We start from the raw sequence: 13,886 nt of genomic DNA, 5'->3' as shown, positions 1-13,886 counted from the left end.
GAGCGCCGGGAGGCGTACCAGCTGTGAGCATTCTGAACGAGCCCAAGGGGCCGGCCGACACCTACGACACCGAGGTGCCGGTGCGGCGCAAGCAGCCCGGCAATGTCGTGGTGAAGTGGCTGACGACCACCGATCACAAGACGATCGGCACGCTGTACCTGGCGACGTCGTTCGCGTTCTTCATGATCGGCGGCCTCATGGCCCTCATCATGCGCGCCGAGCTGGCCCGCCCGGGGCTCCAGATCGTCTCCAAGGAGCAGTTCAACCAGCTGTTCACGATGCACGGCACCGTGATGCTGCTGATGTTCGCGACACCGCTGTTCGCCGGATTCACCAACTGGATCATGCCGCTGCAGATCGGCGCCCCCGATGTCGCCTTCCCGCGGCTGAACATGTTCGCCTACTGGCTGTACCTGCTCGGCTCGCTCATCGCGGTGGGCGGCTTCCTCACTCCGGACGGCGCGGCCGACTTCGGCTGGTTCTCCTATGCGCCCCTGCACAGCGAGGTGTTCTCGCCCAATGTCGGCTCCGACCTGTGGCTCATGGGTCTGGCCTTCTCCGGTTTCGGGACGATCCTCGGCTCGGTCAACTTCATCGCCACGATCATCTGCATGCGCGCTCCGGGCATGACGATGTTCCGTATGCCGATCTTCGTGTGGAACGTGCTGCTGACCGCCGTGCTGGTCCTGCTGGCCTTCCCCGTCCTGGCCGCCGCGCTGTTCGCCGTCGAGGCCGACCGCAAGTTCGGGGCCCATGTCTTCGACCCGGCCAATGGCGGCGCCCTGCTGTGGCAGCACCTCTTCTGGTTCTTCGGCCATCCCGAGGTGTACATCATCGCGCTGCCGTTCTTCGGCATCGTCTCCGAGATCATCCCGGTCTTCGCCCGCAAGCCCATGTTCGGTTACATGGGCCTGATCGCCGCGACGATCTCCATCGCGGGCCTGTCCATCACCGTGTGGGCGCACCACATGTACGTCACCGGCGGTGTGCTGCTCCCCTTCTTCTCCTTCATGACCTTCCTGATCGCGGTGCCGACGGGCGTGAAGTTCTTCAACTGGATCGGCACCATGTGGAAGGGCTCGCTGTCCTTCGAGACACCGATGCTCTGGTCGGCGGGCTTCCTCGTCACGTTCCTCTTCGGCGGTCTGACCGGTGTCATCCTGGCCTCGCCGCCGATGGACTTCCATGTGTCCGACTCGTACTTCGTGGTGGCCCACTTCCACTACGTGGTCTTCGGTACGGTCGTGTTCGCCATGTTCGCCGGATTCCACTTCTGGTGGCCCAAGTTCACCGGCAAGATGCTGGACGAACGCCTCGGCAAGATCACCTTCTGGACGCTGTTCGTCGGCTTCCACACCACGTTCCTGGTGCAGCACTGGCTGGGCGCCGAGGGCATGCCCCGCCGTTACGCCGACTATCTGGCCGCCGACGGGTTCACCGCCCTGAACACGGTCTCCTCGATCGGCTCGTTCCTGCTGGGCCTGTCGATGCTGCCGTTCCTCTACAACGTCTGGAAGACGGCGCGGTTCGGGGTGCCGGTCGGTGTGGACGACCCCTGGGGCTACGGCCGCTCGCTGGAGTGGGCGACCTCCTGCCCGCCGCCGCGCCACAACTTCCTGACCCTGCCCCGGGTCCGCAGTGAGGCCCCGGCGTTCGACCTGCACCACCCGGACATCGCGCTGTCCGAGGCCGAGGCGCACGGCGCGGTATGAGCGACCCGAGTCTGCGGCAGGGGGCCACCGAGGGGGAACTGAGCAACGAGGTGGAGGGGTACCTGCTCTGGCAGGCCCGTATCGCGGAGGCCGAGCAGCGCGCCCAGGAGTTCGTCCGTCCCATGGACTGGCTGACGACCGCCCAGCGCACCGAGATCGAGCAGAGTTACGTCGAGGACGCCCTGCGCCGTGCCAGGAAGGACCTGGAGCGCATCGCCGCCCGCTGCACCTCGCTGCGCGCCGAGTACGAGAACAGGTACCGGGAGCTGCGGCGGCGGTGCGTGGGCTGGACGCTGGGCGTGTGCGCGGGGCTGGTGGCGGCGGTGACGCTGCTGCTGCTTCTCTGAGGTTCTTCGGTTCTTCGCGTTTCGTTCGAGGCAGCCGCTCCTCGAGGGGGCGGCTGCCTCGCACATCGGCGGTCAGTTGTGCCGGTGGGCCACGCTGATCAGCCCGTAGGTGACCAGGCCGTAGGCCAGGTGCGGGAGGGCGTCCGAGGTCCAGTCGGCCGGGGACCAGGTACGGGGGTCGCTGATGCCGAGCCCGGCGATCGGGGCGTCGGTCAGGACCATGGCCAGGGCGCCGGTGCCGACGTCCAACGACGGATTCCCGGGACAATCGGCTGTCCGGCCTCGGCGCGGTCACGCGTATCGCCGGTCAGCGGGAGAAGCGTGAGGTGCCCAGGTTCACCAGATGGCCGATCATGTCGATCCGGACGCCGTCCGGGGTGGCGCGGGCGGCGCTGAAGCCGACGTTCTCCGGGAGTTCGACGCGCCAGGTGGCGGCGGGCTGTTCGGCACCGGGCGTGCTGAGGGAGATCTCGTTGCCCTGGGCGAGCAGTGTGCCCGTTCCGTCGGCCTGCCGGCCGCCCACGGTGCCGCTGATCCTGACCCGTGCCGCCTGGCCGTCCGAGCCCGGCGCCTGCGCCACCTTGACCGGACCACCGCTACCGGCCAACCGGCTGAGTACACCGGACAGTTGGTCGTACGACAGGGTCAGCGTGCCGGTGACGAGGTTCGCCTCGGCGCTGCGCGCGGTCAGCGAGGTCACCGTCACGCCGTGCAGGTCGAGTCGGAGCCGCTCGACATCGAGATAGCCGCCCTGCGTGTTGCTCGTGGTGTCGACGGTGAAGTTCTTCGCCGTCAGGGCGACATGGTCGAAGTCCTGGGCGAACGCCTGGGTCAGGAAGGGGAAGCCCTGACCGACACATCGATGCTGCTGTCGGTGGAGTTGCCGTAGCCGTACTTCTGCTCGGCGAGCCGGGCGGCCTCCTTGTCCGCGTAGTGCACGGCGACCCGGTCGGCGACGGTGAACAGGACGGCCAGCACCACGACCGTGATCGCCAGCACCTTCACCCATCTTCGTCTCATCCCAATTCCCCCTGTGCTGCGTGGAGTTGATGCGCACGCTCCCCGCGTGCGCCCCTGATCATGCACCACGCGCGGACCACCGGACGCAGCGGGGGCGCACCGGGGCCGATGCCCTGGTGCGCCCCCGTGGAGCGGTGCCCGGTGTCAGCGGCCGTGGCCCGCCGGGTCACGGTCGTCCGCGGGCCGCGCGGGGACGACACCGGGCGTTTCCGCCGCCCGGTCGCCGTGGCCCGGCCACCAGGCCGCGTGGCCGATGAGCGCGGTGAGGCTCGGCGTGAAGAACATCGCCATGACGAACGCGGCGATCGCGATGCCGAAGGAGACCGCGAAGCCCATCTCGGTGAGCAGCGCGTTGCCGGCCAGCATCATCGTGGCGAAGGTCGCCGCCAGGATGAAGCCGGCCGCGGCCACGGTCGGTCCGGCGTGCCGCAGGGCCTGGCCCGCCGCCTCGCGCGGATCGCGGCCCTCGCGGGCCTCCTCCCGCAGCCGGGCGATCATGAGGATGTTGTAGTCCGTGCCGATGGCGACCACGAAGAGGTACATGATCACCGGGAGCATGAACATCAGGCCGGAGTGCCCCTCCCCCTTCTGGAAGATCCACACGGTGGCGCCGAGGGTGGCGCCGAAGCCGAGGCCGACCGAGGCCATCAGGTACCAGGGCGCCACGACACTGCGCAGCAGCAGGCCGAGGATCACCATGATGAGGAGGGCGGCGACCGGGAACACCGTGCGGTAGTCGTGGTTGACCGCCGTGTCGATGTCCTTGTAGATCGAGGACATGCCGCCGACCAGTGCCTTCGTGCCGGCGGGGGCGTCCGCGTGGGCGGTGTCGCGCACCCGCTGCACGGCGTCGATCGCCTGGTCCGTGGACGCCTCGTACTTGAGGGTGACGGTGAAGTCCGCGGTGGTGCCGTCCTTGTTGAGCTGGCTCATCCGGGCGCTCGCGACACCCTCGACCGTGCCGAGCTTGTGCGCGTACCCGGTGAATCCGCTCTTGTCGAGCGGCTTGCCGTCGGTGCTGGAGAGGTAGACGTCGGTGGGCGCGGCGGCGCCCGCGGAGTACGCCTTCTGCATCCGGTCCTGGACGACCATGGACTCCTGGGTCTTGGGCATCGAGCCCGAGGCCAGGTCGAAGGTGGCCTTGTAGCCGAGCGTGCCGGCCGACAGCGCGAGCAGGACCAGGCCGGAGGCGACGGCGGCCAGCGCGGGGCGGCGGCGCACCGCACGGCCGAGCGCGGCGAACCGGGCGTTCTCCGGCTCCTTCTGCCAGGACTTGGAGGGCCAGAAGACCTTGGGGCCGATCAGGGAGACCACGGCCGGGATCAGGGTGAGGCCCGCGACCAGGGTGGCGGCGACCGCGATGGCGAGTGCGGGGCCCATCTGCTTGAGGAAGCCGAGGGTGGACAGGACCAGCGCGAGGAAGGCGATGATGACCGCGCCGGCCGCCGAGGCGATGGCCTCGCCGACCCGGCCCACCGCGTTGATCATGGCCTCCTTGGACTCGTCACCGGCCCTGAGGCGCTCGCGGTAGCGGAACATCAGGAACAGGAAGTAGTCCGTGCCCACGCCGAAGAGCACCACGATCAGGATGGACGAGATCGAGCTGTTGGCCTGGAGGCCGAACAGCTTGGTGGCGTAGGCGATCAGCCCGTTGGCGACGGCCGAGACCAGGCCGATGAGGACCAGCGGCAGGACGGCCAGGATCGGCGCCCGGAAGATGATCAGCAGCGTCACCAGGATGATGACGAAGGTGCCGATGCCGATCAGCGCCTGACCGCGTTTGGAGGAGTCCTGCTGGTCGAGGGCCTGTGCGGCGGAGCCGCCCAGCCGGACGTCGAGGTGGGTGCCCCTGGCCAGTTGCTTGATGTCGGCGCGCAACGCCTTGGCGGCGTCGGCCTGTTTGGGCTGGCCGGCGTTCTTGCTGTCCATCTGGACCAGGGTCAGGGAGTACCTGCCGTCCTTCGACGGCGGGCCGGGGACCACCTTCTGTACCTGATCGATCTTCTTCTCGCCCAGTTCGGTGGTGATCCGGGCGATGTCCTTCTGGTCGGCGGCGGTCAGCCGGCCGCCGTCGGTGCGCTGGTAGAGCGCGATCGCGGACGGGGTGAAGGCGCTGGGGAACGCCTTCTGCTGGAGATTCGCGGCTTGGATCGACTCGTAACTCTTGGGCAGAAAACTGCTCTCGTCACTGTTGGAGGGCAGGCCTGGGGCGGTGGCGACGATCGCCACCGCGGCGATCAGCCATGCCACGATCGTCCAGACCGGATGCCGGACGACGGCAGCGCCAATACGTCGGAACATGCGGGAGGGTCCTCCTGTACAGGAAGATCACCGCAGCCCGGGGAGCGGTCCCTGGCATCGGCGACCCCGACCGGCTCAGTCCGACGAGCCGGTCGAATGGTTGTCTGAGGGATCACATCGTAGTGACCGACGATATGTTTTTCGCACCGGATATCTCGTGGCCTGTACCGCGCCTCAAGCGGATCAAACCGGTCCGGAATTCCGCCAGATGAACACCTCGGTACTGGGGGCCCGCTCGGCGAAACGCCCCGCCGGGGAGGCCTCCGCGAGCAGCCCGCGCAGCTCCGTCTCGAAGGAGTCCAGGCGGGCACCGAAGAGGTGCGGGGCCGCGAAGGAGTGCGAGAAGGTCCAGGCGACCACGTCGTCGGTGCCGCGCTCCAACACCTCACCGCCGGGCACGACATGGCGCTCGGGGCCGCCGAATCCCGCCTCCGCCAGGATCCGGGCCTCGTCCCCTGGAGTGCCCTGGGGCAGCACCCCGCGGCCCGCGCGACGGACGGGCCCGAGGTACTCCTTGACCAGCGCGCCGATGCTCTCGTGGGGCACGGCGGGGTACGGCGATCCCCCGGCCGTCCGGCGCTCGCCCTTGAGGTCGGCGAGGTGTACCAGCGCGCCGCCGGGCCGAAGCATCGCACGGACGGTGCGGGCCACCCGGGCGCGGTCGGTCCAGTGGAAGGACTGCGCGAAGAGGACAGCGTCGAACAGGCCGAGCCCGGCCGGGAGTTCCTCGGCGCGCAGCCGTGCCCAGCGGATCCGCCGGGCCACTCCCGCGGCGGTGGCCCGGTGTTCGGCCGCGCGGATCATCCCCGGGTCGGGATCGATGCCGACGGCCTCCCGGAACAGGGCGGCCAGCGGGACGGTGACGGTGCCCGGACCGCAGCCCACGTCGAGCAGCCGGCCCCGGCCGTCGGCGGACAGCTCCCCGGCGAGCAGGGGCACCAGGCCCGGGGCGTACGGCAGCCTGCCGCGCTCGTAGTGCTCGGCCGCTCCGGCGAACAGGGTCTCGTCCCACTCCCAGGTCATGTGACGGCCTTTCCTGCGGGGGCGGTCGGGGTGAAGGCGGTCAGGTGAAGCGGCTCGGGCCGCAGGCGTCGCAGGGGGGGTACCGGTCGACGGGCGGGCGACCCGGAGCCGTGACGTTTCAGCTGGAGGCGCCGGCGAGCGCGGCCCGTGACCGGCGCCGGGCCTCCGCGATCACCCGCGCGCCGCGGTCCGGGGCGGTGTCGAGGCGGACGAGGACGGAGGGGGCGGCGATGGCGGGGAGCAGATGGCCGAAGAGCGCCGACATCCGCTGGTCCAGATCGGCCCAGTCGGCGACGGCCTGCGAGACGAACTGCACCCCTATCCAGGCCCCGAGGAAGACCTGCGCGGTCTCCTCGGGCACCACATGCGGCAGCACCTCGTCCCTGGCCCTGGCCTCCGCCAGCAGTGACGCGGTGAGTTCGGCCCAGGCCGGCCAGGCGCTGCCGAAGACGTCCCGCCCCTGGAGGTCGGCCGAGAGCCGGACCGCGGCGAGCAGCAGGGGCTCCCGCGGCAGCCGGTCGGCCAGGGTCATCCCCGCGTCCACCCACTCCTGGAGCTTCAGCTCCCGGGGGACGTGGTACTCGGCCGAGATCCGCTCCTCCAGCACACCCCGGGCGAGGGCCGCCTTGGAGTCGAAATGGAAATAGAGCGCACCCTTGGTGACACCGGCCCGGTTCAGTATCTCGGCGATGGTCGCCGCGGCATAGCCGCGCTCGGCGAACACCCCGGCGGCGGCCTCCAGTACAGCCCGTCGGGTCCGCACAGCTCGCTCCTGCTGAGCCATGAACCCTCCTCAAGCTGAACGTTAAACCAATCCGTACCCTACCCCACAGCCTCTCTACCACCGGGTCTGTGCGGGCCGTTGGGGAAACCGGGACACCGGGGGCGCGACGGGGACACGGGGTTCAAAAAGGCGCGCGGGAAAACCCATGGCGTGCGCCGCGAACCGGGTCGGTCCGGGTTTGAATCCGGTGAGACACCGCACCATCTCGCCGTCCCAGGAGGACGTCATGCGCGTCGCGATCACCGGGTCCCATGGGCTCATCGGTTCCGCCCTCGTCCGTTCCCTCATGAGGGACGGGCATCAGGTCGTCAGGCTCGTCCGGGAGGGGGCGGACCGCGATCCGGGGGACGGCAGCGAGGCGGCGAGCTGGGATCCGGCCGGGGACGGACCGCGGCTCGCGGGCGTGGACGCGGTGGTGCATCTGGCCGGGGCCGGGGTCGGGGACCGGCGGTGGAGCGCGTCGTACAAGCGGGAGATCCGGGAGAGCAGGGTGCGCGGGACCCGGGCGATCGCGCGGGCGTGCGCCGGTGCCGACGCGCCGCCGCGGGTGCTCGTGTCGGCGTCGGCGACCGGCTACTACGGGGACACGGGCGGGCGGATCGTGGACGAGAGCGCGCCGCCCGGGGACGACTTCCTGGCGTCCGTCTGCGCCGACTGGGAGGCCGCGGCCGATCCGGCCCGGGAGGCGGGGATCCGGGTGGTGCATCCGCGGACCGGGCTGGTGGTCGCGGGCGAGGGCGGGGCGTTCGGGAGGATGATGCCGCTGTTCCGGCTGGGGCTGGGCGGGCGGATCGGATCCGGGGAGCAGTACTGGCCGTTCGTCTCGCTGACCGACCACATCGCGGCGCTGCGGTTCGCCCTCGACGACCACGCGTTGTCGGGGCCGGTCAACTTCACGGCCCCCGAGCCCCTGCCGGAACGTGAGGTCACCCAGGTGATGGCCCGTCTGCTGCACCGCCCGGCCGTCGTCCCCGCCCCCGCCTTCGCGCTCCGCGCCGCGCTCGGGGAGTTCGCGACGACCCTCACCTGCAGCACCCGCGCGGTCCCGGCGGCGCTGACGAAGGCGGGCTTCGCCTTCCGCCACCCCACCTTCGAACAGGCCCTGGGGTCCGTGCTCTGAACCGCCGTCACACCGACGGGCGGTGCGCCGCTCAGGGAGCCGCGCACCGCCCGCACCGTTCACCTCAGCCGGTCATGGTTCAGTGGCGGCCGCCGCCCTGGCGCGGGTGGCCCGTGGCGCGGTGCTGGTTCCAGGAGATCTGGTCGACGAGGCGCCCGCGGTCGTTGCGCAGCTTGGCGGTGTCCGACTTGTCCCAGACCTGGGAGCGGCGGTCCTGGTACAGGTCGGACCTGGTGTCACGGCCGACGCCGGTGTGGACGCGGACCGTGGCGCGGGCGCCGAGGGAGTAGTGGTGGAAGGTGAAGGTGTGCCCGGCGGCGTCCGACAGGGACCAGCCGTTGAGGTTCACCGCCTTGCGCGAGTCGTTGGTGACGGCCACCCACTGCTGGTTCAGCGCGACGTTGGTACGGGCCCCCCGGCCCGTGCTGTCGTACCGCACATTGCTGATGTACACCACGCCGTGCGAGCGGCCCGAGTGGTGGCCGGCGGCCGCGGCGGGCAGCGCGGCGGCGCCGACGACGGCCGCCGCCACGGCGGTGGCGGCGGTCAGCCGACGGACGGTCGTGAGAACAGAAACGGACACAGAGGTCCCCCTTTGTACATGGTGCTGTGCATGGTGCGTAGTGCTGGTGACGGCCGGGTGACCGCACCCCCACACTGTGCAGCGCTTCGAGGGGATTCCGTGTGGAAAACGAGATGCATTGCGGTTCCTTCAGGTTCCCATGACTCTTGCTCCCTCTTAGCGGTATCTTCCGTTTGCCTGGGGTATGAACGGATTGACCTTTTGTTCGGAAGACGCCGTCTCCTCGGAGGATCCCGTGTGCCGTCTGTTCGGGCTGACCAGCGCTCCCCGGCGCACCCGTGCCACCTTCTGGCTGCTGGAGGCGCCCGACAGCCTCAGCGCGCAGAGCCACCGCGAGCCGGACGGCACCGGCCTCGGGTACTACGCGGCCGACGGCTCACCCGAGGTGCACAAGGCGCCGATCGCCGCCTATGCGGACCGGGCCTTCGCCGAGGAGGCCCGGGAGGTGGAGTCGGCCACCTTCCTCGCGCACATCCGGTACGCCTCGACGGGCGGCCTGGACGTGCGCAACACGCACCCCTTCGAGCAGCGCGGGCGGCTGTTCGCGCACAACGGGGTGATCGAGGGGCTCGATCTGCTCGACCGTCATCTGGGCGAGGACCGCGCCCTGGTGCACGGGGACACCGACTCCGAGCGGTTCTTCGCCCTCGTCACCCGGGAGACCGAGGCGAACGGCGGTGATCTGTCCGCGGGACTCGTGACGGCGGCCCGCTGGGTCGCCGGGAATCTGCCGCTGTTCGCGCTGAACGTCATCCTCGTCACGGCCGACGAACTGTGGGCGCTGCGCTACCCGGACACCCATGAGCTGTACGTCCTGGAGCGGCCCGCGGGCGGCCATCACGGCTCACGTCATCTGGACCACACCGGGCGGCACGGGCGGCTGCGGGTGCACTCGGCGGGACTGGCCGAGCTGTCGTCGGTCGTCGTGGCCAGCGAGCCCATGGACGAGAGCGCGCACTGGCGGCTGCTGGCGCCCGGCGAACTGCTGCGCGTGAGCCGCGACCTCGGTGTCACGTCCCGCATCGCGCTGCCCGATCCGCCGGCGCATCCGCTCACCCTCGCCGATCTGCGCCCCGACGCGGCGGCCTCGCAGCGGCCCTCCTGACGGCGGGCCAGGAGCCGGGGGCCAGGAGTCAGGGGTAAGGAGTCCGGGGTCAGGAGTCCGAGTCCGGCTTGTTCCTGGCCTCCGCGTACGCCTCGGACGGCGTCATGGAGATCCCGTTGAGGGTGACGGTCTTGTACGGGCTGACCTTGGCGCACGCCTTGGCCTGGTCGGCCGTGGAGGCATGGGCGTTGGAGACCGCCGTCTTGGTGTCGGCGGCCCCGGCGGAACCGCCGGGGAAGGTGGTGCCGGAGGCCCAGTCGCCGCCGATGACCAGGGTCAGGCCGGTGCCGGTGCCCTGCTTGAGGTGCGAGCCGGACAGTCCGAGCGCCTTGGCGACCGTCTGGGCCTCGCCCTTCTGCCCGTCGCCGTAGGTGAGCGTGGTCGTCGCCGACGGGCTCGGCGCGTTGGCCGTGGTGGTACCGGAGCTGAAGCCCTGGTCGGTGAGCGCGGTGGCGATGGCGGAGGCACGGCCGGTGACCGCGGTGCCGTTCTCCACCGTCACGGCGATCTGCGCGGCGGGCACGCTCGGGGTGGTGGCCTTCTTGGTGGCGGAGGCCGCCGCGCTCTTGCCGCCGGACCCGGTGGTCAGGGACTGGTCGCCCGCGATGGTGGCGAAGAGCGTCTTGGCGCCGGGGCCCACCACCACGCGGTTGTCGTTGGCCGGGTCGGCCGCCGTCTGCATGGTCGTGAAGGTCATCCGCTTGGTGGGGACCTTGTTCACGTCCGAGGCGAGCCCGATCAGCTTCTTCACCGTGTCGAGGCCGTCGTCCACGGTGAGCGCCTTGGTGGCGGCGTCCGCGAGGTCGTAGACCGCGCCGGGGTCGGTGAGGGTGCCCGCGCTCTTGAACTTGCGGATCATCGAGCTGAGGAAGATGTGCTGGGAGACCGTACGGCCCAGGTCGCTGCCGTCGCCGAAACCGTGCCGGGAGCGCACGAACTCCAGGGCCGCGACGCCCTTGAGGGTGTGGGTGCCCTTGGACAGCTTCAGGTGCGAGTAGGTGTCGTACACGTTGTCGCTGACGCACACCGGGACGCCGCCGACCGCGTCGGACATCTTGACCACGCCGGAGAAGTCGAGCTTGACGAAGTGGTCGATGGTGATGCCGGTGAGCTGGTGGACTGTCTCCACCTGGCAGGCGGGGCCGTACTGGAGGGCGCTGTTGATCTGGCCGAAGTAGCCCGGGGTGGACTGGCCGTTCTCGGGGTTCTTGCAGCCCGGTACCTGCGTCATGGTGTCGCGCGGGATGCTCATCACGGTGGCGTTGGAGCGGTCGGCGGATATGTGCACGACCATTTCCACGTCCGCGTTGCTGCCGGTCTGCACCCCGGTCTTGGAGCAGCCGCCGCCGAGCTTGCAGTCCGCCGCGTTGGTCCGCCCGTCCGAACCCATCACCAGGATGTTGATCGGGGTCCGGCCGAAGGCGTCGGGCTTCTCGGTGCCGCCCTTGCCGTCCAGGGAGAGGCTGTGGATGTTGCCGTTGAGATGGTCGTAGAACCACCAGCCGGCGCCGGCGGTGACCACGATGAGCGTCGAGAGCGATATCGCGGCGATCTTCAGCACGCGCTTGGCGCGGGGCACCGGGCGGGCCCTGCCCCTGCGGGCGCGCTTTCCGCCGCGGGAGCGGGCGGCCTCGCGGGCCGCGGCCCGGCCGCCCTGGGGGCGGGCCTCGGAAGGAGCCGCCTCGGCATGTGCCGCCCCCGGCTCGGGGGCCCGCTGGCCGGGCACCCGCCGGTCACGGCGGCGCGTGGTCTGGCCGGCCGGCCCGTCCCACGGGTCGCTCATCTCCCACTCCCCTGAACGGTCGGGCCGGGCCGTCGACGCTACGGCCTGGCATGCGCGGTGGTGTACGAGGCGGTGACATGCCGCCCCACCTCGATTGCGTAGTTGCGCAATCTAACAAACAAATGACCCGGAACAGCAGGGATGCACACGAGATTCACAGGTGAGGCACCTCATCGCACCGGCGGTCCCTGGGCGGGGTGGTACGGCAGCCGGAGTCTACGCGCCCCGTCTGTGAGCGGAGCGTACAGGCGAGCGCTCTTACCTGGGCCGGGTGCCCGGTGGCCGGGAGGGCCGGTGACGCTCAGCCGCCGATCCCGTGCAGCCGGCGAACGGGGGCGGCGGTCTGCCGGGTGCGGGCGGTCAGCTGGCCGACCATCACACGCACGAGGGTCACCACGTCCGGATCGTCGATGTAGTAGACCTGCCGCCTTCCCTCGCGGCGGGAGCGGACGAGTCCGGCGAGCTTCAGCTTGGCGAGGTGCTGGCTGACCGCGGGCAGGGCGCCGCCCACCCGGTCGGCGAGGTGCGTGACATCGCTCTCACCCTGGGACAGGGCCCACATCAGATGGAGCCGGGCGGAGGAGGCGAGCAGTCCGAACGCGGCGGCGGCCTCGGTCAGCACCTCGGCGGGCGGATCGTCGTAGCCCCCGGCGTTGTCCGTCACGATCCTCTCCCGTCCCCGCCCTCAGCACAGCCGACGCATATGCGCCGACCCAGTGTAGGCGTCCGGTCCCGGCGGCGGTCCGAGGCCGGGGCCGGACCGCCGCGGGGACGAAGGCGCGCCGTGCGCGGGCGGCGCACGGCGCTCGGGGCGGACGCCGGTCCCTGTAGGAGTCCCCGTAGGACTCGGCGTCAGTCCTCGTAGAAGTTGTTGACGACGTCCGGTTCGTCGTCGTCGAACGCCTCGTTCAGCAGCGCGCCGCCGATGAGTCCGGCCGCGCCGGCGCCGATCAGCGCGCCGGTGCCGAACCGGCGGCCGCCGCCCCGCTCTTCGTGGTCGTGGTGGTGGTACTCGTGCGAGCGGTCGTCGTACGGCTGCCCGTAGCCCTGCTGCGGATAGCCCTGTTGGGGATAGCCCTGGGGGTAGCCCTGCTGCGGGTAGCCCGGTGCCACCGGCTGGGGGTAGCCCTGCTGGGGCGGGGTGTAGAAGGGCGGCACCGTGGTCTGCACCCGCTGGGCGCAGCCGCCGCAGGTCTGGACGGGCCGGGGCACGCCCCACTGCGGGGACCAGGTCACGGTCGTCACACCGGGGCCGTGGTTGGGGTCGAAGAAACAGGTCATGGGGGAACTCCCGGTGGGATGCGGGGACACGGCGGACGCGGGGGTGTGCGGCACCGGCATCGGCACGGATGCCGGTGGCGGCGCGGGCGGCAGCGGGGCGACGGGCGGGGCCGGAGCCGGAGCCGATGCCTGGTGGGGCATCGGTTCGGGCGCCGCCGAAGGCTTGTGCGGAGCCGGTTCGGGCGGCGCCGGGGCCTTGTGCGGGGCCGGTTCGGGCGCCGCCGCCTCCCCCAGCACCGTCACCCCGTAGTCGCCCGCGATGCCCGCGAGCCCGGAGGCGTAACCCTGGCCCACCGCGCGGAACTTCCACTGCGCGCCGTGCCGGTACAGCTCGCCGAGGACCAGCGCCGTCTCGTGCGCGAGGGCGCCACCGGTCACCTCATAACGGGCCAGTTCGGTGTCGCCGTCCTGGTCGAGGACGCGGATATGGGCACGCCGCACCTGTCCGAAGGTGTGACCGCGGCCCGCCGCGTCGTACAGGGAGACCGGGAAGACGACCTTCTCCACGGCGTCCGGGAGCCGGGTGAGGTCGATCCTGATCCGCTGGTCGTCCTCGCCGACGGGGCGGCCCTGGCCGTCATGGCGGACCGAACCGTCGGGGCTGCTCGGGTTGTTGAAGAAGACGAAGTGCTCATCGGAGAGCACCCGGCCCGAGGCGTCGCACAACAGCGCGCTGCCGTCCGGCTCATAGCCGTCCTCGGCCTGCCAACCCAGCCCGACCGTCACGGCAGTCAGGCCGGGGGCCTGTCTGCTCAGCGACACATTGCCGCCCTTGGTCAGGGTCGTGCTCATGCCTGTCCTCCAGAGACACCGCGGGAATCCGCGTC

The 13,886-nt window shown here is 70.8% G+C and carries 14 protein-coding genes; 4 read left to right on the top strand and 10 right to left on the bottom strand.

Annotated features, from left to right (window positions below; translation table 11 throughout):
- Window positions 1–23 precede the first annotated feature (23 nt).
- Window positions 24–1,712, top strand: a complete 1,689-nt coding sequence (gene ctaD / locus AB0N90_RS03175) for a cytochrome c oxidase subunit I (RefSeq protein ID WP_361679729.1) — start codon at window positions 24–26, stop codon at window positions 1,710–1,712.
- The gene (locus tag AB0N90_RS03170; RefSeq protein ID WP_361679732.1) at window positions 1,709–2,059 is read left to right on the top strand and encodes a cytochrome C oxidase subunit I; all 351 of its coding nucleotides are present in this window, start codon (window positions 1,709–1,711) and stop codon (window positions 2,057–2,059) included. Before ctaD ends, AB0N90_RS03170 begins: the two co-directional genes overlap by 4 nt.
- 72 nt (window positions 2,060–2,131) lie before the next feature.
- Here the strand turns inward: AB0N90_RS03170 and AB0N90_RS03165 are convergent, their stop codons facing one another.
- The 6 genes from AB0N90_RS03165 to AB0N90_RS03140 form a co-directional block, all read right to left on the bottom strand.
- Window positions 2,132–2,308 carry a hypothetical protein gene (locus tag AB0N90_RS03165; protein ID WP_365192824.1) on the bottom strand — a complete coding sequence of 59 codons (177 nt, stop codon included), beginning with the start codon at window positions 2,306–2,308 and terminating at the stop codon, window positions 2,132–2,134.
- 58 nt (window positions 2,309–2,366) lie between these two features.
- Window positions 2,367–2,855 carry an LmeA family phospholipid-binding protein gene (locus AB0N90_RS03160; RefSeq protein ID WP_365192806.1) on the bottom strand — a complete coding sequence of 163 codons (489 nt, stop codon included), beginning with the start codon at window positions 2,853–2,855 and terminating at the stop codon, window positions 2,367–2,369.
- Window positions 2,856–2,890: 35 nt separating this feature from the next.
- Window positions 2,891–3,079, bottom strand: coding sequence for a hypothetical protein (locus AB0N90_RS03155; protein ID WP_365192823.1), 189 nt, complete (start codon window positions 3,077–3,079; stop codon window positions 2,891–2,893).
- A 144-nt stretch (window positions 3,080–3,223) separates the two neighbouring features.
- Window positions 3,224–5,380, bottom strand: coding sequence for an MMPL family transporter (locus AB0N90_RS03150; RefSeq protein WP_361679738.1), 2,157 nt, complete (start codon window positions 5,378–5,380; stop codon window positions 3,224–3,226).
- 183 nt (window positions 5,381–5,563) lie between these two features.
- Complete coding sequence (locus AB0N90_RS03145; protein ID WP_365192563.1) at window positions 5,564–6,403, bottom strand: class I SAM-dependent methyltransferase; 840 nt, start codon at window positions 6,401–6,403, stop codon at window positions 5,564–5,566.
- Between the two features lie 118 nt (window positions 6,404–6,521).
- The gene (locus AB0N90_RS03140) at window positions 6,522–7,187 is read right to left on the bottom strand and encodes a ScbR family autoregulator-binding transcription factor (RefSeq protein WP_361679745.1); all 666 of its coding nucleotides are present in this window, start codon (window positions 7,185–7,187) and stop codon (window positions 6,522–6,524) included.
- A gap of 226 nt (window positions 7,188–7,413) precedes the next feature.
- Here AB0N90_RS03140 and AB0N90_RS03135 point away from each other — a divergent pair, with 226 nt between their 5' ends.
- Entirely contained in the window at window positions 7,414–8,307 is an 894-nt protein-coding gene (locus tag AB0N90_RS03135; RefSeq protein WP_365192560.1) for a TIGR01777 family oxidoreductase, read from the top strand.
- A gap of 79 nt (window positions 8,308–8,386) precedes the next feature.
- Here the strand turns inward: AB0N90_RS03135 and AB0N90_RS03130 are convergent, their stop codons facing one another.
- A complete protein-coding gene (locus tag AB0N90_RS03130) occupies window positions 8,387–8,890 on the bottom strand; it encodes a lamin tail domain-containing protein (protein ID WP_365192558.1) in 504 nt (167 codons plus the stop codon).
- Window positions 8,891–9,125: 235 nt separating this feature from the next.
- Between AB0N90_RS03130 and AB0N90_RS03125 the strand changes: the two genes are divergently transcribed.
- Entirely contained in the window at window positions 9,126–9,995 is an 870-nt protein-coding gene (locus AB0N90_RS03125) for a class II glutamine amidotransferase (RefSeq protein ID WP_365192556.1), read from the top strand.
- A 49-nt stretch (window positions 9,996–10,044) separates the two neighbouring features.
- Here the strand turns inward: AB0N90_RS03125 and AB0N90_RS03120 are convergent, their stop codons facing one another.
- The 3 genes from AB0N90_RS03120 to AB0N90_RS03110 form a co-directional block, all read right to left on the bottom strand.
- Window positions 10,045–11,778: an LCP family protein gene (locus tag AB0N90_RS03120; RefSeq protein WP_361679757.1), complete on the bottom strand. Its 1,734-nt coding sequence runs from the start codon at window positions 11,776–11,778 to the stop codon at window positions 10,045–10,047.
- Between the two features lie 301 nt (window positions 11,779–12,079).
- Window positions 12,080–12,442 carry a metalloregulator ArsR/SmtB family transcription factor gene (locus tag AB0N90_RS03115; RefSeq protein ID WP_361679760.1) on the bottom strand — a complete coding sequence of 121 codons (363 nt, stop codon included), beginning with the start codon at window positions 12,440–12,442 and terminating at the stop codon, window positions 12,080–12,082.
- Between the two features lie 188 nt (window positions 12,443–12,630).
- On the bottom strand, window positions 12,631–13,851 hold the full coding sequence (locus AB0N90_RS03110) for a TerD family protein (RefSeq protein ID WP_365192554.1): 1,221 nt from the start codon (window positions 13,849–13,851) through the stop codon (window positions 12,631–12,633).
- Window positions 13,852–13,886: the final 35 nt, after the last annotated feature.

It is taken from the genome of Streptomyces sp. NPDC093018, assembly GCF_040684035.1.
Taxonomy (GTDB): domain Bacteria; phylum Actinomycetota; class Actinomycetes; order Streptomycetales; family Streptomycetaceae; genus Streptomyces; species Streptomyces murinus.
This window is presented reverse-complemented; position numbering and strand designations above follow the sequence as displayed.